Origin of the sequence: Cytobacillus sp. FSL K6-0129 (assembly GCF_038007625.1) — a bacterium.
Taxonomy (GTDB): Bacteria; Bacillota; Bacilli; order Bacillales; family Cytobacillaceae; genus Cytobacillus; species Cytobacillus kochii.
The window spans coordinates 3619347-3637414 of sequence record NZ_JBBOXM010000001.1; the positions used below are offsets into that span (position 1 = coordinate 3619347).

Consider the following 18068-nt stretch of genomic DNA (forward strand, 5'->3'; position numbering starts at 1 on the left):
ATAAGGTATGTCAAAAATGAGGTGGTCATGATGGCTGAACAAATCAATATCCTGATAGTGAGTGATAGTGATGAATCGCTTACTAATATTATGGGGTTATTTAATGAATATAACAAAATAGATACACTTAATTATTCTGATATAAGGTCAGAATTGGATCGATTATCTCCAGATTTAATCTTTCTAATCGAATCCTCTTCAGAATCAACAGTGGATACGATTGAATATATCCACACTTATAATCATATACTCCCAATTGTTTATATCTCCTTCTCAAGAGACTTTGACACATTAAGGGATATAACAAGAGCAGGAATTACTGATTATTTTGTTTTACCGGATGAAAATACCATGCTTTATGGCAGAATGGACAGCATTATACAACTGGCTATTCAAAAAAGAGAGCAGTTGGAGGAAACAGCTTCAGCTAATCAATCTTTTAAACGGGGAAGAGGAAAGATTCTCTCGTTTTATAGTGGTAAAGGTGGAAGTGGCCGCACGATACTATCGAGTTCTTTTGCACAAACATTAAAATTAGAATCCACTGCACAAGTGATTTTAATCGATTTAAATTTGCAGTACGGTGGTACGGAAACTTATCTTTCGATTGAATCGAACAGGTCGCTTGCAGATCTTCAACCAGTTATTAGCGAATTAGCGGAAACCCATATTAGAAACGTATCAGAAAAGGAAAAATACTCAAAGCTTGAAGTGTTATTAAGCCCTAAAGATGCTGAGGTAAGTGAAAGTCTTCCTTCTGATTTTATTTCTAAATTATTGAGGACCTGTAGAAGGAGCTATGATTTTGTCATTGTCGATCTTCCTACATATGTGAATGAACAGACATATATTGCATTGGAAGAGTCAGATAAAATCTATTATGTGATGAATTTGGATGCACCATCTATCAATATGTTAAAACAAGTTGAAAATCTTTTTGTAAGGCTTGGTATCGAAACACAGGATCGTATGGAATTGTTATTAAATGAAGTCGGGAGAGAAAATGAAATAAAGCCGAATGATTTAAAAGATATTATTTCTTACCCTATAGCGTTTAAGATACCAAGAGACATTAAAGGGGTTCAAACACATATCAATAAAGGTGAACCATTTAGAAAAGAAGCGGTCGAAAAGAAGTTGATACCATTTACTAAGAGCGTGAAGAAATGGGTTAACCAAATGTTAGAATAATATAATTTAAGGATTGATGATTGATGTCTTTGTTTGATAAAAAAACAGAAAATAATAATCGAAATCGAACGATAAAAAGGTCGTCAGTTCAAAATCAATACATTTCAGAGCTTGTAGAGCATTACAAAACGCGCATATTAAAAGAAACGAATCTTGAACTGTTAACCAGCTTGCCACAAGGGGAAATGAGACTCAGAATTGAACAACTTATCAGTCAATTTATGAGTGAGGAAAAAATCATTCTTCCGAGGCATGATAAAGAATTACTGATTACAAGGATTATAGATGAGTCCATTGGCTATGGTCCCCTAGAACCATTATTAAATGATCCAAGTATTACGGAGATTCTTATCAATAACTTTAATGAAATCTATATTGAGCAATATGGAAAGTTGCAACTTTCGCCCATCTCATTCAGAGATGAAAGCCATGTTAGACATGTCATTGACCGTATTGTAGCTCCACTTGGCAGAAGAATTGACGACAGTTCGCCGATGGTTGATGCCAGGTTACCCGATGGAAGTAGGGTGAATGCAGTAATACCTCCAATCAGTTTAGGAGGATCTGTCGTTTCCATTCGAAAGTTTCGCAAAGAACCATTCCGCATTCAAGATCTATTAAACTTTGAATCACTAAATGAAAATATGTCTCGTTTTTTAGATGCGATTGTAAGGGCAAAAATGAACGTGCTTATTTCAGGAGGAACAGGTAGCGGTAAGACAACATTATTAAATGTTCTTGGCGATTCTATTCCAGTAGGTGAACGAATAATTACGATTGAAGACTCCGCTGAGCTTCGCTTAGATAAACCAAATGTCGTGGGATTGGAAGCCCGCCCTGAAAATATGGAGGGCGAGGGCGAAATCTCTATTAGACATTTGGTGAAAAACTCATTACGGATGAGGCCTGATCGCATCATCGTCGGTGAGGTTCGTGGCTCTGAAGCATTTGATATGCTGCAAGCGATGAACACGGGTCACGAAGGGTCGATTACAACAGTACACGCCAATACCCCATTTGATGCACTGAGAAGGGTCGAGGGAATGGTTGTCATGGCGGGTATGGATTTACCATCACATATTGTTAGAGAGTATATTGTGGGCGCATTAGATATTATCGTTCAAAGTACACGATTAACAGATGGAACAAGAAAAATCGTTTCTATTTGTGAAGTTTATAGGAGTGAATCAGGTGAAATCAATATTGATGAAATATTCACCTATAGACGTAAAGGGCTAAAGGAAAATGGTCAGGTTGAAGGTTCGTTTGAACCAACAGGAAAAATACCTAAATGTTTAGAAAAAATTAAGATGTATGGAATAGAGCTAGATGAAGAAATTTTTAAAGGATAGGAGGTGGAGTAACTATGGAGGCAGCCATACTTTTTGGATTAGCAACATTGCTCTTTATATGGGGTGTTTATAATTACTTAGGTTATCGTAGTGATAAGAAAGAAATTATTAAAAAGCAAGCAAAGGAATTTCAAGAAAAAGAAGAACGTAACAGCTTTATTGCAAAATTGGGTGATAGGTTTGATAAAACTGATTTTGCCGATAACTTTAAGCAAAAGTTAGTAAAATCCAATATATCTATTCTACCTTCTGAATTTTTTGCCATTCTATTATTTATCGCCTTTACTGTCACCATCATGTTATTCGGCTTCTTTAGTGTACCGCTTATCTTAAGCTTAATCATTGCGGTTGTGCTCTGTGCAGGGGCTTATTGGATTTTATTCTTAATAAGGAAGAATAAATACATAGAGAAGTTAAACAATCAATTGTCTGAGGTATGCCGAATTCTCGGGAACGCAACGAAATCTGGCATGACAATTGTCCAAGGGCTTGAAATCGTAGCGAGTGAAGTGAGTTCTCCTGCTAAAGACGAATTTAAATCATTGACCCAAAATATGAGATTAGGTGTCGATTTCGAGCGAGCGTTAAAAGAATTAGAAGATCGAGTACCTACGAGAGAGTATAAACTATTTATCTCTGCTCTATTAATTCAAAAAAGAGCAGGGGGTAACTTAACACAAGTTTTATATGAAATGGCTCACACGCTTGAGGAGAGGAAGGTACTCAGACAAACAATTTCAACAGCTACCGCTGAACAAAGGTTTGTTTCGTATATCTTACCTGCTCTGCCCATCTTCTTGTTGTTCATGTTAAACAATATTATGGATGGATTTATGGAATTGTTATTCACTGTTCCAGGAGCTATATTAATGATTATTTTTATTATAGGGATGGTAATCGCGCTATTACTTGTAAGAGCTGTTACCAACATAAAGGTGTAGCGTTATGGATTCTTTCATATTATTCGCCGTTATATTATGTTGGCTATCTCTCGCTCTCGGATTAGCTAGTTTATATCAGTATTCTAAACAAAAGCAATACTTGAAAGCTCATTTACAAGAAATAGCAGTTACCTCTTCCGTACTTGTAGCTGGCAAGAAAGGCAGATTGGAAAAAACCATTCAATTTCTCGCCAGATATGCTGATGACTTCTCCGCATTAGGAGAGAGGATTAATTTTTATAGTGAATCTGAAGAGGTAGATAAGCTATTAAAAAGATCAGGTAACCCTTATGAATTAAGTGTGAAGAGATTTCAAGGATTTAAAATCGTGTTTATTTTATTGGGACTTTTACTTGGTTTCTTTATGGTAATTATGGGGTTCCCCCTAGCAAATATTGCTTTTGTTACTTTACCAATTTTAGGTTTTTTCATACCCATTATTTGGGTGAGGTCATTAGGTAAAAAAAGACAGGATCTATTAAGAAAGGACTTACCAGACTTTTTAGATACGGTAAGTATTAGCTTACAAGCTGGATCGAATTTAGATAGTGCCATCAAAGAGGTAATTAAATATTTTGATGGTCCAATAAGAGAAGAATTTGCCCAATTCCTTCAAGAAATCGATCTGGGTGTCCCTCGAGAAAAAGCTTATGCTGGATTATTAGATAGAAATGAAAATGAAGACTTTCAATCTTTAATTAAATCACTTATTCAAGCAACGAGATTAGGTGTTCCGATGGCTTCGACTTTTAAAGCACAAGCTGAGGATATTAGGAAAATAAGCTTAGAACAGGTAAAAGAAAAAGCAGCTAAAGCATCTCCAAAAGTCACTTTAATCACATCATTCATTATCGCTCCACTGATTATGTTGCTGATTATTGGATTAGTGATTCTCAACATGATCTATGGTGAGAACAGTATTATGAATATCTTTAGTTAATAAAATATAAATCTTTGAAAGGGGTGATTATTTCTAACTGAAGGTTAGCTCACGCCATCAAAAAAATTAGAAGTAATAAAACCAATTATTTAGGAGGAAAAACAAATGAAAAATTTTATTGAAAAAGTAAACGGGAAAATGCAGGCTCTGTATGCGAGAACACAAAAGGCAGTTAATAACGAAGACGGAGTATCAACAATTGAATGGGTAGGATTAGCGGCAGTAATCGTTGCTTTAATGTTTGCGGTTGCTTCGGCTATGGGAAGCCAGGGTGAGGGATTAGCTGACGTTATAGTTACCAAGATTGGAGAAATGTTAAAAAGTATCGGAAGCTAACATTTAACAACAACGCTTGGAGGCATTTATTTTGAGAAAAAATATTTCTATTTACTTGCTCCTCTTTTTATTCTTGATATTATCCAGTTGCTCAAATCAAGATGAAAATAATCACTCAAATAAATTAGATGATAGCAATGATGAAGAAAACCATGAAGTACAAGGTAAGGAAGTAACCAATGAAGATGAAATAAATGAGGAAGTAGAAGAGGATAAACCATTACAATTAGAAGTAATCAATCTCCCAGAGACAATTGGAGATTTAATAGAGTATCCTATTGGTGAATATGGGGATTCAGATATCTCTATAAACAGTGAAAATGTACAAAAGACTTTAGCGGATATTCCAGATATATCTGAAAATAATGAGGCTACTGATAAGGTTTTAGATTACTTGTACTCATTATATAAAATGCCTTATCAAGATCCTAAGGAGTTAATTGAAAATAGTGCATTAAAAAGCCCTGATGTAGCAGAAAAAATAGCAAACACGGAACAATATAATGTAGAAATAGTACTTGATGCAAGTGGGAGTATGGCTAATTATATGGGAGAAAAAACGAGAATGGATTTAGCGAAAGAGTCTATTCAGGATTTTGCTGAAACATTGCCTGATGATGTGAATCTTAGCTTAAGAGTGTATGGACATGAGGGAACGGGATCTGATTCAGATAAAAAAATGTCGTGTGCTGCAAATGAGTTAGTTTATGAATCTCAATCTTATAATGAAGCTGAATTATCCAATGCATTGAAGTCATTTGAACCTGCAGGATGGACACCTTTAGCCGCATCTATTTTAGAGGCGAAGGACGATTTATCAAATCTGTCTGCGGAAAATAATATAAACGTTGTATATATCGTAAGTGACGGGATTGAAACATGTGATGGTGATCCTGTTGCAGCTGCTAAAAAGTTGAAAGATTCAGGGATATCACCAGTGGTAAATGTAATAGGTTTTGATTTAGCTAAAGATGATGAGCAGCAATTAAAGGATATCGCTTCTGCAGCAGAGGGGAATTATTTAAATGTAAAAAATCAAAATCAACTTGACAATGAATTTAATAAAACCATAAAAGAATCAAAAAAATGGTTAGAGTGGAGCAGTAGGGAAGAATTCGACGCTCTTGTTCAATCGAGTCAAGAAATAATGGATATTATGAAAGTTGAGAGTGAGTGGTTCTTTAGTATGAATAAAGAGGAATCCAAGATTACTCAATCCATATATGAACTAGAAAACCAACAAAAGCTTACTCAAGAACAAGCTGAGCAAATGCAATCAAAAATAAAAGAGTTCTATGAAAAACACTATGCTGCTGTTAAAGAATTAAATAATGCATTAACAGACCTATCAAAGGAAAACCTTGATGAAAAAATAAAAGAAATAGAAAATCTTTATGAGAAAAATGTACCAAACTAAAAAGGAGGGGCATCAAATGAAGAAAAAAATCAATAATGAAGATGGTTCAGCGACGATTGAGTTTTTAGCGATGGTGCCCCTTGTTTTTTTGATTATGATGATATTGTGGCAATTTTTGGTTGCGGGTTATGCGGCCATTATTGCCCAATCTGCATTGAATGAAGCAGCAAAGACATATGCAGTCACTGAGGATATAGATGATGCAACCAGTTCTGCAAGAAATCTTGTTAATAAAGCCGGAGGTAACATACAGATAATGGATCTCGATCCGATGAATAACGGTAACAATCATTTCACTTTAAGGATGCATGTGAACCTAGATTTGGTTTTTATCCCAGATAGCATAGCAGGATATATTCCGAAGGTTTCGTTTACGAGAGAAATAAGTGGCAGGGTGATGGAGTAAATGAAATATTTAAAGAATGAAAAAGGAAACACCATGTTATTTATCATTGGATTGTTTAGTGTGTTCTTTTTAATGTTTCTTTTAATCCTAAGCTTTGCCAATGTGTTTATTGAAAAAGAACATGCGTCCAATAATGCTGAGCAGGCAAGCATTGTTGCTTCAGGTATTATAACGAAGCATCTTGCTTTATCGATAGAAGATTATGATGAGTATTTAGAAGATCAATTTAAAGAAGCGGAAGAGGAAGCCAAAGAGGAAGCAGAGGAAAACGAAGATAATGAAGATTATGAACCTCCAGAGCTAGAGGAACCTGAATTATTATCAAAGCAAATAGAAGAGCTCCTTCCTGCACTTCCCAACTACTTAAAAGAATCTGAAAAGAAACATCAAGCAATCAATAAAATAATTAAGCGTGAGTTAAATAAACCAGATAGCCATGTTTTAAGAATGTTCATTGCTTCATCATTAAGTAATGCGGAAAGTGAGATTTATAGTGAAGTAAGTACGAATATTCAAAGAAATGGTGGCCAAGTATCAGAAACAGAAATCTGGTTAAACGAAAACCAAAGAATTGAAGTGAAGACAGCTACTAAGTACGAAGCCTTTAAGTATGATGAATACTTTTCTGATAACCAACGGCATGTGAGACAAACAGGACAGGGGCCATCTTTCGAATTATTCGATTCGTTCGCATGGGGACTGAATATTAGTTATTAATAAAAAAGATTAGGAGGTGCTGTCAATGAGAAGGTCATACCGTGTCCTCATTGCACTATTATCCATATTTGTTATCATGTTTATGAATATAGGTAGTTATGCCAGTGTTGCACATGCATGGGGGACTTGGAATAATGCGCCAACTTGGAGTGGACCTCAATGGGAGACACCACCAGAATGGGAAACCCCTCCCGAATGGGAGACACCGCCCGAGTGGGAACAATCTCGATGGGAAACTTCACCAGAGTGGAATGAACAATTATGGCAAAATCAATCTGAATGGGTAACGCCGTATTGGAATACCTCACCGGTTTGGGAACATGCACCATGGGAACAAAATTTAAATTCCGATAATAGCAATAATAACACTTCTAATGATCCCAACAACCCAAACAATCCAAATAACCCAAATAACCCAAACAATCCAAATGATCCTTCAAACTTACCCGGAGGACCCATTGCAGGCAATCCACAACCACCATATAGCCCAGACTATCAAAATCCGACACTGGATACATTAGATAGGTATAATAATACAGTATCTGATAATCAGTCGTTTTTTGAGTTTGAAGATCCAAAGGCTTATGACGGTATAAAGTTTGTTACAAATGACGTCATCGGTAATACAGTTAACTTTGCTGATGAAATGGTTCGTGCTGGTGATACAGCTGGCTTTAGCAATTATGCATCCAGTCGTTCCAATCTTGTTCTAGCAGGATTCAAAACTTTCGCCAAAGGTGACCCGACAATTGATGCTGCTTATGATGTAGCGGATGTTGGGCTGAAGGGGAAGGAAGTTTATGATAATTTAAAAACAGTTAATGAATTTAGAAATATCGAAATGATAAGATCCTCTAGTGACATAATTGATATTGCCAGCGTTGATGATTTATATAATGCTACAAAAACTTTCACACCTGCAAATGCTGTTGTGTCCGCAGTTACATTACCTTTTGCTATTAAAGATACAGTTGATAATGTTGGGAAGTTAAACTCAGCAAGTACTTCAGAAGAGAAAACAAATGCTGCATGGGACCTTGTTGGTAATACAGGAGAAATCATTACTGGACTTGCGCCAGCAGTTGCTATGATACCCGGTGGTCAACCAATAGCTGCTGGGATGGTAGTGGTTGGTGGGGTATTATCAATTGCTAGTTTAGGTCAAAAATTATATAGGAATAGAAAAGAAATTATCTCAAATGTTAAAGATAAGTTCAATAAAGCTAAAGAGTCTGTTACAGGGTTCTTTAAATCTGTATTTAGTTAAATGAGGTATATGTATGATAAATGTTAATCCAACACCTGAACAAATAAAGAATATAAAAAGGCACAAAAGGCTATTTGAGAAATGGGATATGTGGAAATTTGCTTTCTTTTATAAAGGTCAACATTATTTTATAGTGGATTATGCAAAATTAAATAATAAAGTTAGTGGTTATCTAATTATGGATAAAGCTGGGGAAGTATTGTCCTTAGAAGAAGCAAAACTACCTGCTTATTATTTGTTACTTTTTAATACGATGGCGAACAACGCTGGTAGAGGGATGGCCATTCAAGCAAAGAAAGAACCCCTAACCTATAAGGAAATGAACCGTATATTATTAGATAATCAAGAAAAATTATTGTCTGAATATCCTCATATGGTACAAGTGATTAATAGAATTGTAGAACATAATGAAAAAGTAATTGAACGACCTAAGAGAATAAAAGAAATTATTTACAATTTAGGCTATATGCAAAGAGAAGTAACAAGAAATATCGGTTATTTTGATATCCCATTTATGGACAGTTTTGAAGATGAATATGGGAAATATAGTGCGATGATGTATACCATAGCTAAAAATGAAATTTCATTAGAAAGGGATTATGAAGAGTTAAAAAAAGTAATGTCTAATGAAACTATCTTTTCTTCAAAGAAAGATAAAAATACATTGCAAACACTTTTAAATGACTGGTTAAAAACAAATGATACATTAAGGAAATCGATTGCTACATTCGAATTAGACGAGAGAGGAAATAAGCTACAAATAGATGAAAGAAATATAAAGCAGTCTTTATCAAAAAACAGAGAAGACATAGGTAAAAGGGATTTCGAAAACAAAATAGTCCCCGTCTTAAGAAACCCAAAATAACCAGGAGGACTCTATGAAAAGTATTCTATCAAGCTCCTTCTCTTTATATATACAAGACTTTTTAAAGTTAATGTTGTTGTCAGTTTTGACATATGTCCCCTTGTTATTTTTGCATGCGATAATTGTTAATTATATTTATGCCGAGACAAGGTTTGCTGAATATCCCGGTTTGATTGGGGATGTGGCTAATGGGATTTTCATGATTGTTTTTCTTACGATTGCTCAGTTGCCATTCATTAAGTATACGCTTTTAGAAAGTGAGGATGCTGATCATCCCCTCAAGCAAGCGATTTCGTTCGCGATAGAAAAAGCATTACCTATTTATTTGTTTGCTTGCTTGTACTCTATTTGCATTTTTATCGGTGGCTTATTATATGTGATTCCTGGTCTAGTTGTCCTTGTATTATTTTATTTTGTTCCTTTTTTCTTAGCGGAGAATGGAAAATTAAGAACCGCTTTGAAAAAATCAGTTCGATTTATTAAAGCTCATTTTTTCAAAGCGATTTTCGTTATTTTTATATTAAGTATTATTCAATTGGTATTCGAGAATATCATGATTTATTTATTATCTCTGTATACTGACGTGTATTTCACAACTTTAGCTTTAAAAATCGTACTACTCATGTTTTTATTACCACTTCAAGTGATTTTTCTGACAAACATTTTTAATAGTTGGCGGGAGACAGAAAAAGGAGGGATATAATGTCGCAGAAAGAACGTAAATGGAGAAGAATCTATTTATTTATTATGTTATTTGTCTACATCCTCTTCGTTCCCATTTCACTTTTTGAATGGTTATTATCAAGTGATCGCTTTCCAATTGCTGCAGCGGTAGTGGCCATTGCTTTGCCGTTTATGCGTAAAAATCATTTAAATACCATTAGAAAAGAAGAAAGTAGTAGTTTATGAAGTTAAAAGAAGCTTCTTAAAGTAGACTTATTAATGTAATGTATGTTGGGGTCTACTTTTATGGTGTTTCTAACTAACACAAGGACCATACAGAAAGCGAATATTTTAATAAACAGAATAAGGTCGTGAGTGAATGAAACAGAAAAGACTTTTTTTGATTACGCTTATTTCTTCCGTTATGCTAATGGCGGCATGTGGAAATGCAAAAGAAACGAATAGCACACCTAAGGAAGAAACAAAAGAAGTTAAAGCAGAAGAAACAACAACGGAACCAGAAGTGGAAGAAGAAAAAAAAGAGGAATCTTCAAATGGTAATGACGGCATGCTTAATCCTAATATTGAAGAAGAATCCCAAGGTAATGTTGAAGTGGTGTTCACGAACAAAGATCCTCAATTTATAAATGATTTAGATGGATTTAAAGTAAGTGTAGATGAGTACCAAATTGTAAAGGTGACAGATGTTAGCGCCGATTATACTATACCATTTAAAGATCAAACAGAAGGCTATGTTATGACAGCCAAAGTAACCATTGATAATACGACAGATAAAGGTATTTATTATAATAATATATATAGAGTGCAGTTCGGAAGTGAGTTTGATTACATAACTAATGATATTAATAAAACTTTTGTCCGAGAAGAATCTCCGAAATCAGAAAAAGAGACAGAAGTAGGGAAATTCGCACCTGGAGAGAAAGTATCAGGTTTGATTTCTTTTATTTTCACTAATGATGAGTTTAAAGCGTTAGATTCTGTAAAACCTAAATTCATTATTGAAGGCGGAGCAGCCGATAATAATCAATTCTCAGGTAGCAATAAACAACAAGCTGTTTTCGACTTCCCTTATAGCGGCGGTCAGCAAGAGGAATTAAGTAACGCTACATCATTTTATCCAGATAGGTTAACAACTGCAAATATGGCGAATAAAGAAATGATTTTTGAAGAAACAGCTATTAATGAAACAAAACAATTAGATGATGTAAAAGTGACGTTATCAGGTGTTCAATATACAGAAATTGAGCCAACACCAGATAATAAAGAGCGCTTCAGAAACTTTGGAGATAAAGGCATCGTTGCTATTACTGTTAAATTGAATTTAGACAACCAAACAGATGCTCCTATTAGTCTTTGGAATATTAGCTCCAAAGTCGATTTAGATAAAGATAGAGGACATATTAGAGCTCAAGGTATGGTAGAACCTGAAGAACCTAAAGAATTAAAAGCTGGAGAGCAGAGTGAAAAATATCATGTTTTCTTAATGAACAAAGATGAGTTCGAGCTATTTGAATCATTTGACTTACAGTTTGGCCCGTTTGTTGGAGAAGACGGTAAAGATATGTTCAAAGGTGAAAGTGTAGAGTTCAATTTACCAAGATAGTGCTAAATAGAAATAAGTATAATGGAGGAAAGCAGTCTTACAGGCTGCTTTTCGGTGTTTTTATTCACAAAAAACAGCGATATCCGTAATGATAAATGAGTGAGGCACCTCAAAAAATCACTCGATTGCATTTTTAAATTATATATCTGGAGGATTCAACCATGAATAATCGATCCATACTCTACCTCCTAGTTCTTTTCATTCTCTTGGCCGCCTGTTCAGCAGAAAAAGAGGCGAGTAATCAAAAAGAAGATGACCAAAAGAAAGCAGGAGCGGAAGTAGCAGAGGAGCAACAAAAATCGGACGAAGAAAATGAATCAGTGGAAGACGTAGATTATGAAGAATTAGTTGTGAGAGAACTGCCTAAAAGTATTGAAGAAGTTGTTGAATATCCTATTGGTGTGTTAGGTGTTGAGGATATCATGTTTGCTGATGAGCGGATAGAGGCGATCTTAAAAGATATTCCTGCTTTACCAGAGGATGCAAGTCATGAGGAATTACAGAACTTGACAAACTATTTGTATTCAGTATTTAAGATGCCATACGAAGACCCGAAAGTTTCTATTGAAGAAAGCAGTTTAAACAAGCCTGAGGAAGCCGAAGAATTAGCATCTAAAGAACAATATAATGTAGAAATTGTATTGGACGCCAGTGGAAGTATGGCAAATTATATGGGTTCTAAAACAAGGATAGATTTAGCTAAAGAATCAATAGAGGAGTTTGCATCCACATTACCGGAAGATGTGAATTTAAGTTTAAGAGTGTATGGCCATGAGGGGTCGGGTTCAGATGAAGATAAGAAAATGTCTTGTGCTGCCAATGAGTTAGTATATGAATCGCAAACATATAATGAGTCAGAATTGTCCTCTGCACTTAATTCTTTTGAACCAGCAGGATGGACACCGCTAGCTCAGTCGATTAAGGAAGCGAAAGAGGATCTATCAAAGTACTCTGGAAAAGAGCATAAAAACGTTGTCTATATTGTCAGTGACGGAATTGAGACATGTGATGGCGATCCGGTAACAGCTGCGAAAGAATTAAAAGATTCGGGAATCTCACCGGTGGTTAATGTCATTGGATTTGATTTAGCCAGTAAAGATGAACAGCAACTGAAAGACATCGCCAAGGCAGCAGATGGTAGCTATGTAAATGTGAATAACCAAAACCAGCTTAATGATGAATTAAGTAAGACAGTAAATGATACTCTGAAATGGATTGGTTGGAAGAACAGTGAAACGTTAAGTGCGATTGGTACGAAGAATAAAGACATACTAGAAATCATTAGTGTCAATAATAAATGGAAGAATAAACTACGTAAAGAAAAAAATCTAATTAAACAATCTGTATATAGTTTGAAGAATGATGATAAAATTTCCGATAACCAATCCAAGGAGATTATTTCAGATATAGAAGAGTTTTATAACAAACATAATGAATCAATAGAACAACTAAAAATAGTTTTAATGGATTTATCAAAGGAGAACTTAAATGAAACTTTAGATGAAATCGATAGGTTATATGATGAAAATGTTTCAAACTAAAAAGGAGGGGCATCAAAGGTTTGCTGAATATCCCGGATTGATTGGCGATGTAGCTAATGGGATTTTCATGATTGTTTTTCTTACGACTGCACAGCTGTCATTTATTAAGTATACGCTCTTAGAGAGTGAGGATGCAGATCATCCCCTTAAGCAAGCGATTTCTGTTATAGAAAAAGCACTATGTGTCTACATACTATTCGTTCCAATATCACTTTTAGAATGGTTACTTTCAGGTGATCGTTTTCCAGTAGCGGCAGCGGTAGTGGCTATTGCTCTGCCTTTCATACGTAGAAATCATTTAAATACGATTAGAAAGGAAGAAACAGTGAGCATGTAGGGATTCGCCTGGTGCTCTTTGCTGCTTGTTCAGCAGAAGAAAATAGGAATAAGGGAAAGGATCAGGAAATGGGGCAATAACATGTCAATCTATTTAATTGATCAACATGAGGTGTGTATATGCTAAGGATGAGTAATTTACCAGAAGAAATCAAATCTAACCTAATGGCCTATTATAGTAAAAAAGAGAAGCCGGATGTATTCCCTTCAAAATTCGAAGTGAATGGTGAATATTATTATTTTTTTACCTTTGCTCCAGCTGCCGAGCAGGTAATAATGAAAGCAAATGGTGAAGTTCCGTGGCATGATGAAATATCCAACGTAGCGTTAATTGCAACAAGTTATAATCACTCCATTGAAGTAACAGCCCATATAGGTTTCAAATGGGCAAATCCAGAAAGAATGAAAATCTTTATATCATTAAGAGATTTGCTAGAAGAAATAGAACAACATTTCAAAGAAATGCCTATTGAAGTTAGGGAATCATTACACGTATATAAAAGGCTAGCAAAAGAATTAATTGAAAAACAAAGAATCATTGAAAACTCGGTAGAAGATGCCAAAAAATTGTGGGATCGTACAAATGAAAGTGAATTAGTGAGAGAAAATGATCAAAAAGTTATGAGAGCTTATGTTGTAGAGACGGTACAAGCGGGATATAGACAAAATGAAGCTCAACTAGAAACGGATAGTGATAGAAATACAGTGGAAGAATTTGTGAAAAAAAACAAATCCTTATTTGACTTTAAATCAATGAAATTATGGAGTGCGCTAAAAAAACAACAAAACGTTATGATGAAAAAAACAAAAAAGAACTTAAAAGAAATGGAAGAGTTATCAGAGATTAAAGAGGGGGATAAACCTCTAGAACAGCATGAAAATGTCCCTGATATTTTAAACCATTTAAGGAATAAACGGAGATAAGAGAATTGGTAATTTATGATTATAAAATAATAATAAACTCTCCAACAAAAGTGTAAAGCTAATATACCCAAAGGAAGTGTTATGTATGTTTAAAAGGTTGAGGATTTTATTAATTTCTATCCTAGCTCTTTTCTTTTTAGCTGCCTGTAATAATGATCAACCGGTAGATGACAGTTCAAAGCCTGAAGAAGAGGAAGTTACTGAGTCTGTTAGTAATCAAGAAGAACAAAACAAGGAATCAGAAGGAAAAGAGATAGCTGATTTAATTGAAGAATTACCTGAGCCTGCAGATAGTATAGAAGATCTTGTGAATGCTGAGGTAGGAAGCTTTACTGGAAAAGATTATGATGATTTGACTAAGGAAGAACAAGAAACGGTCATCGCTGAATTAAAGACGCTTCCTAAAGTAGAAGAAGGATATACAGAGGAAGAGCTCGAGTTATATTGGAGAAAGTCCTTATCATTATTCCATGAAGATTATCCTAATCCCGCAGAGGCGTTGGATCAAATGAGCATGGAGGCTTTTGGTAGTCCAGAAATTGAAGATGAACGTTATCAGTTTAAAGATCAGTTAAATGTGGAGATTTTACTAGACGCATCAGGTAGTATGGCAAATGTCATCGATGGCAAAAGTATGATGGATATCGCTAAGGAATCAATTGCTGAGTTTGCGAAAAATCTACCAGAAGAAGCCAATATTGCCCTTCGTGTATACGGTCATGAAGGATCAGGTTCAGATGCGGATAAGTCGCTATCTTGTAAAAGTAATGAGTTAGTATATGATATGGGGTCGTATAATGAGGGGAAATTGTCCGATGCCATGGATAAATTCAACCCAGCAGGATGGACACCACTAGCGAAAGCAATTGAAGAAGCTGAAAAGGATCTTTCCAAATTAGGTGGAGAAAATAATACGAATATTATCTATCTAGTAAGCGATGGGGTAGAAACTTGTGATGGTGACCCTGTCCAAGCAGCAAAAAATCTAGCTGGTTCTGGTATTCAACCAATCGTAAACGTGATTGGATTTGATGTGAATGCAGATGGTCAAAAGCAGCTGAAAGAAGTAGCTAAAGCAGCAGAGGGCATCTATAGTAATGCAAGAAACCAGTCTGAGTTAAATACAGAGTTAGATAGAGCAAAAGAAATAGCAGAAAAATGGGAAGCATGGAAGACAGATTCCCTAAAGCAAGCCTCTGATGTTAAGTTTCAACAATTACTATCTGATATTCCTCTTTTTAATATAGATTGGAGTAATGCTAATAATTTTGAAAAATTTAATATGAGAAAGCCGTTAAGGGTTCTGCGTGATGATGGGCATATTTCAAGAGAGTTGTACCAAGCTTTATCAGACAGAACGAGTGAGAGATTTAGTTGGGTCATGGATATGCAAGATGTAGTTAGAAAAGATTTACGAGAGATTGCGAATGAAAGTTATGAAGAAATTGAAACACAAATCAATGAAAAATATAACAATAATGTAGAATAATGAGTTCTATTTAAAGGTATGCCAGTTTCATTCCCTTGGGTAAAGCGATTTGAACCAAGGTAATAGCTGACAATATCCAACTTATCAATTGATATTTACCAATCCCAAACCATCTACCTCCAAGAATCAACCCCCAATATCCACATTTACTCTTTTCTCCTTTTGTAAAGCAAAGGAAAATCTTTTATTGTTATTCATATAGTGGTAAAAGTGTGAAAAAAGGGGTAATTGGATAGAGAAACTTTTTACCTTTTATATCGTAAGTATGATTGAACTGATTTTTGTAATGATATGTTAGATAATTAGGGTTCGTAAGGAGGTTAACATGTTAAAACGAGTTTCGTTGTTTCCTATATTACTTGTGATGGCAGGTATGGTGCTGATCGGTTGTAATGATAAGGGAGCCGTGAGTGGCGAAGAAGTGAAAAAGCAGGTTGATCCGTATGAACAGTTAGTGGAAGAAAAGAATAAGGAGTTAGAGCTAGAACCTTTGACATTAACGACGTATAGTGATGAAATTGGTGCAACGTTTGATTCGCCGGAGTACCGGGAGTTTGCGGCGAATGGTACGGTGACGATTGAGGGGAGCATTGAGGATTATCGAGGATTGAAGTCTGGTTATGCTTGGATTAGTGTGACGGCAGAGGAAGACGGGGTTGCCGGAAGAGAGCATGAATATTATGCGCCTATAAAAGAGGGTCAAATCAAGCAGGATATTCAGTTTTTTAATGGCGAAGGTACGTATCATATAAAGGTACAATTACCCGATGATGAGCGGGAGAATTATTATTATGATACAGCACGGTTTACTGTTCATAATGTGAATCCGGATGTGAAGAGAGATGTGACGTATACACCATATGGTCAAGAAGTAGGACTTTCGGTAGGGTTGGATACAAGCTTCTTTGAAGCAGAAGAAGTTTTCCCATTAAAAGGTGTGGCAGAAGGATTGGATGAGGAAGATACAGTAATGCTTCGCGTGTCGAAGGGAACGGATAATTGGAATCATGTACTCGCCGTTAATCAAGAGCACCAATTCGATTATGAGGTGCCTCTCTTTTATGGCGAAGGCTTGCATAAAGTGGAAGTCATGGTACCGGATGGTGACCGAGAGAATTATTATCAAACGGCTACGACTCTCATGGTGAATAATACATCTCAGCAAACGATGGAGCCAATCGAGTACTCTAGCCTTTATAATGAACGAGGGGTAACTTTAGAAACGCCTGCATACAGTGGAGATGAATCGAGTGGAGATTATACCATCAGTGGAATGATTCAACCTGAAGCTGAATTAGCGAGTGAGACAACACACCTTTATGTATCAAGTAAAAAGGGTGAGGATACGGCATTAGATGTGATTCCAGTTCAGGATTTTCGCTTTGACGATTCCTTTTATTTGAGATTTGGACCAGGTACTTATGATATTACGGTTAGTGTACCTGAGATTACGAAAGAAAATAGTGATACCTTTCGCTTTTATAGCGTAGCTAAATTTCAGGTGGAAAATACCGGTGAAGATCGCCGGGATTTGTTACCGTCTCGTGGAGTTCAGTCCGACCATCCGAAGATTAATAGTTTAGCAGAAGAACTGCTTCAAGGGGTGGAAGGCGACCGTGAGAAAGCAAAGGCGATCTATGACTATGTGGCCGAACATATCGCTTATGATGTGGAGAAGTATAATACAGATGACTTTCATTGGGATGACAGTGCTATAAAGGCATTGGAAACGAAAAAAGGTGTTTGTCAAGACTATGCCTACTTAGCCATTGCTTTGCTGAGGGCAAGTGACATGGAAGCAAGGTTTGTTGAAGGTAATGCTGGTTCTGGTTTTACAAGGGGGGCACTCGGTGGCCGCCATGCGTGGGTAGAAGTGAAGGTGGATGGTGAATGGCTAACAATGGATCCTACTTGGGGTTCTGGTTATGTAGAAAATGATACCTTTGTTGCAGCTTATAACGAAGATTATTTTGACCCGGAACAAGCCACTTTTGAGGAGACCCATTATCGTACAGGAATATCTTATTAATAAAGAAACGACATTCCCGAGCGAATGTCG

18 protein-coding genes are annotated in these 18068 nt (G+C 35.8%); all 18 read left to right on the forward strand.

Annotated features, from left to right (window positions below; all coding sequences use genetic code 11):
• The first annotated feature begins 30 nt into the window (after positions 1 to 30).
• On the forward strand, positions 31 to 1191 hold the full coding sequence (locus MHI57_RS18385) for an AAA family ATPase (protein ID WP_251163544.1): 1161 nt from the start codon (positions 31 to 33) through the stop codon (positions 1189 to 1191).
• A 23-nt stretch (positions 1192 to 1214) separates the two neighbouring features.
• On the forward strand, positions 1215 to 2543 hold the full coding sequence (locus MHI57_RS18390) for a CpaF family protein (RefSeq protein ID WP_251163545.1): 1329 nt from the start codon (positions 1215 to 1217) through the stop codon (positions 2541 to 2543).
• Between the two features lie 14 nt (positions 2544 to 2557).
• Complete coding sequence (locus MHI57_RS18395; RefSeq protein WP_340977663.1) at positions 2558 to 3484, forward strand: type II secretion system F family protein; 927 nt, start codon at positions 2558 to 2560, stop codon at positions 3482 to 3484.
• Between the two features lie 4 nt (positions 3485 to 3488).
• On the forward strand, positions 3489 to 4424 hold the full coding sequence (locus MHI57_RS18400) for a type II secretion system F family protein (RefSeq protein ID WP_340977665.1): 936 nt from the start codon (positions 3489 to 3491) through the stop codon (positions 4422 to 4424).
• A gap of 105 nt (positions 4425 to 4529) precedes the next feature.
• Positions 4530 to 4760 carry a hypothetical protein gene (locus MHI57_RS18405; protein WP_340977666.1) on the forward strand — a complete coding sequence of 77 codons (231 nt, stop codon included), beginning with the start codon at positions 4530 to 4532 and terminating at the stop codon, positions 4758 to 4760.
• Between the two features lie 31 nt (positions 4761 to 4791).
• The gene (locus MHI57_RS18410) at positions 4792 to 6177 is read left to right on the forward strand and encodes a VWA domain-containing protein (protein WP_340977667.1); all 1386 of its coding nucleotides are present in this window, start codon (positions 4792 to 4794) and stop codon (positions 6175 to 6177) included.
• Between the two features lie 16 nt (positions 6178 to 6193).
• Positions 6194 to 6583, forward strand: coding sequence for a TadE/TadG family type IV pilus assembly protein (locus MHI57_RS18415; protein WP_340977668.1), 390 nt, complete (start codon positions 6194 to 6196; stop codon positions 6581 to 6583).
• Positions 6584 to 7300: a hypothetical protein gene (locus tag MHI57_RS18420; RefSeq protein WP_340977670.1), complete on the forward strand. Its 717-nt coding sequence runs from the start codon at positions 6584 to 6586 to the stop codon at positions 7298 to 7300.
• A gap of 25 nt (positions 7301 to 7325) precedes the next feature.
• A complete protein-coding gene (locus MHI57_RS18425) occupies positions 7326 to 8567 on the forward strand; it encodes a hypothetical protein (RefSeq protein ID WP_340977673.1) in 1242 nt (413 codons plus the stop codon).
• Between the two features lie 13 nt (positions 8568 to 8580).
• Complete coding sequence (locus tag MHI57_RS18430; RefSeq protein ID WP_251163553.1) at positions 8581 to 9432, forward strand: hypothetical protein; 852 nt, start codon at positions 8581 to 8583, stop codon at positions 9430 to 9432.
• A gap of 13 nt (positions 9433 to 9445) precedes the next feature.
• On the forward strand, positions 9446 to 10135 hold the full coding sequence (locus MHI57_RS18435) for a hypothetical protein (protein ID WP_340977675.1): 690 nt from the start codon (positions 9446 to 9448) through the stop codon (positions 10133 to 10135).
• Positions 10135 to 10341 (forward strand): hypothetical protein, encoded by a 207-nt coding sequence (locus tag MHI57_RS18440; protein WP_251163555.1) that lies wholly within the window; start codon positions 10135 to 10137, stop codon positions 10339 to 10341. Before MHI57_RS18435 ends, MHI57_RS18440 begins: the two co-directional genes overlap by 1 nt.
• Before the next feature lie 133 nt (positions 10342 to 10474).
• A complete protein-coding gene (locus tag MHI57_RS18445) occupies positions 10475 to 11719 on the forward strand; it encodes a DUF5068 domain-containing protein (RefSeq protein WP_340977679.1) in 1245 nt (414 codons plus the stop codon).
• A gap of 161 nt (positions 11720 to 11880) precedes the next feature.
• The gene (locus tag MHI57_RS18450) at positions 11881 to 13260 is read left to right on the forward strand and encodes a VWA domain-containing protein (RefSeq protein WP_340977681.1); all 1380 of its coding nucleotides are present in this window, start codon (positions 11881 to 11883) and stop codon (positions 13258 to 13260) included.
• Positions 13241 to 13597, forward strand: a complete 357-nt coding sequence (locus MHI57_RS18455) for a hypothetical protein (protein WP_340977683.1) — start codon at positions 13241 to 13243, stop codon at positions 13595 to 13597. Before MHI57_RS18450 ends, MHI57_RS18455 begins: the two co-directional genes overlap by 20 nt.
• 119 nt (positions 13598 to 13716) lie before the next feature.
• Positions 13717 to 14520, forward strand: coding sequence for a hypothetical protein (locus MHI57_RS18460; RefSeq protein ID WP_340977685.1), 804 nt, complete (start codon positions 13717 to 13719; stop codon positions 14518 to 14520).
• Between the two features lie 85 nt (positions 14521 to 14605).
• Positions 14606 to 16009 (forward strand): VWA domain-containing protein, encoded by a 1404-nt coding sequence (locus MHI57_RS18465; RefSeq protein WP_340977687.1) that lies wholly within the window; start codon positions 14606 to 14608, stop codon positions 16007 to 16009.
• Between the two features lie 325 nt (positions 16010 to 16334).
• Positions 16335 to 18038: a transglutaminase domain-containing protein gene (locus tag MHI57_RS18470; RefSeq protein ID WP_340977689.1), complete on the forward strand. Its 1704-nt coding sequence runs from the start codon at positions 16335 to 16337 to the stop codon at positions 18036 to 18038.
• The last annotated feature ends 30 nt before the right edge of the window (positions 18039 to 18068 follow it).

Bases quoted from the DNA above. Each gene is read 5' to 3' on its own strand.
- MHI57_RS18430 (WP_251163553.1), top strand. From the start codon at position 8,581: ATGATAAATGTTAATCCAACACCTGAACAAATAAAGAATATAAAAAGG.
- MHI57_RS18465 (WP_340977687.1), top strand. From the start codon at position 14,606: ATGTTTAAAAGGTTGAGGATTTTATTAATTTCTATCCTAGCTCTTTTC.
- MHI57_RS18420 (WP_340977670.1), top strand. From the start codon at position 6,584: ATGAAATATTTAAAGAATGAAAAAGGAAACACCATGTTATTTATCATT.
- MHI57_RS18440 (WP_251163555.1), top strand. From the start codon at position 10,135: ATGTCGCAGAAAGAACGTAAATGGAGAAGAATCTATTTATTTATTATG.
- MHI57_RS18385 (WP_251163544.1), top strand. From the start codon at position 31: ATGGCTGAACAAATCAATATCCTGATAGTGAGTGATAGTGATGAATCG.
- MHI57_RS18435 (WP_340977675.1), top strand. From the start codon at position 9,446: ATGAAAAGTATTCTATCAAGCTCCTTCTCTTTATATATACAAGACTTT.
- MHI57_RS18450 (WP_340977681.1), top strand. From the start codon at position 11,881: ATGAATAATCGATCCATACTCTACCTCCTAGTTCTTTTCATTCTCTTG.
- MHI57_RS18390 (WP_251163545.1), top strand. From the start codon at position 1,215: ATGTCTTTGTTTGATAAAAAAACAGAAAATAATAATCGAAATCGAACG.
- MHI57_RS18415 (WP_340977668.1), top strand. From the start codon at position 6,194: ATGAAGAAAAAAATCAATAATGAAGATGGTTCAGCGACGATTGAGTTT.
- MHI57_RS18460 (WP_340977685.1), top strand. From the start codon at position 13,717: ATGCTAAGGATGAGTAATTTACCAGAAGAAATCAAATCTAACCTAATG.
- MHI57_RS18395 (WP_340977663.1), top strand. From the start codon at position 2,558: ATGGAGGCAGCCATACTTTTTGGATTAGCAACATTGCTCTTTATATGG.
- MHI57_RS18425 (WP_340977673.1), top strand. From the start codon at position 7,326: ATGAGAAGGTCATACCGTGTCCTCATTGCACTATTATCCATATTTGTT.
- MHI57_RS18470 (WP_340977689.1), top strand. From the start codon at position 16,335: ATGTTAAAACGAGTTTCGTTGTTTCCTATATTACTTGTGATGGCAGGT.
- MHI57_RS18455 (WP_340977683.1), top strand. From the start codon at position 13,241: ATGAAAATGTTTCAAACTAAAAAGGAGGGGCATCAAAGGTTTGCTGAA.
- MHI57_RS18400 (WP_340977665.1), top strand. From the start codon at position 3,489: ATGGATTCTTTCATATTATTCGCCGTTATATTATGTTGGCTATCTCTC.
- MHI57_RS18405 (WP_340977666.1), top strand. From the start codon at position 4,530: ATGAAAAATTTTATTGAAAAAGTAAACGGGAAAATGCAGGCTCTGTAT.
- MHI57_RS18445 (WP_340977679.1), top strand. From the start codon at position 10,475: ATGAAACAGAAAAGACTTTTTTTGATTACGCTTATTTCTTCCGTTATG.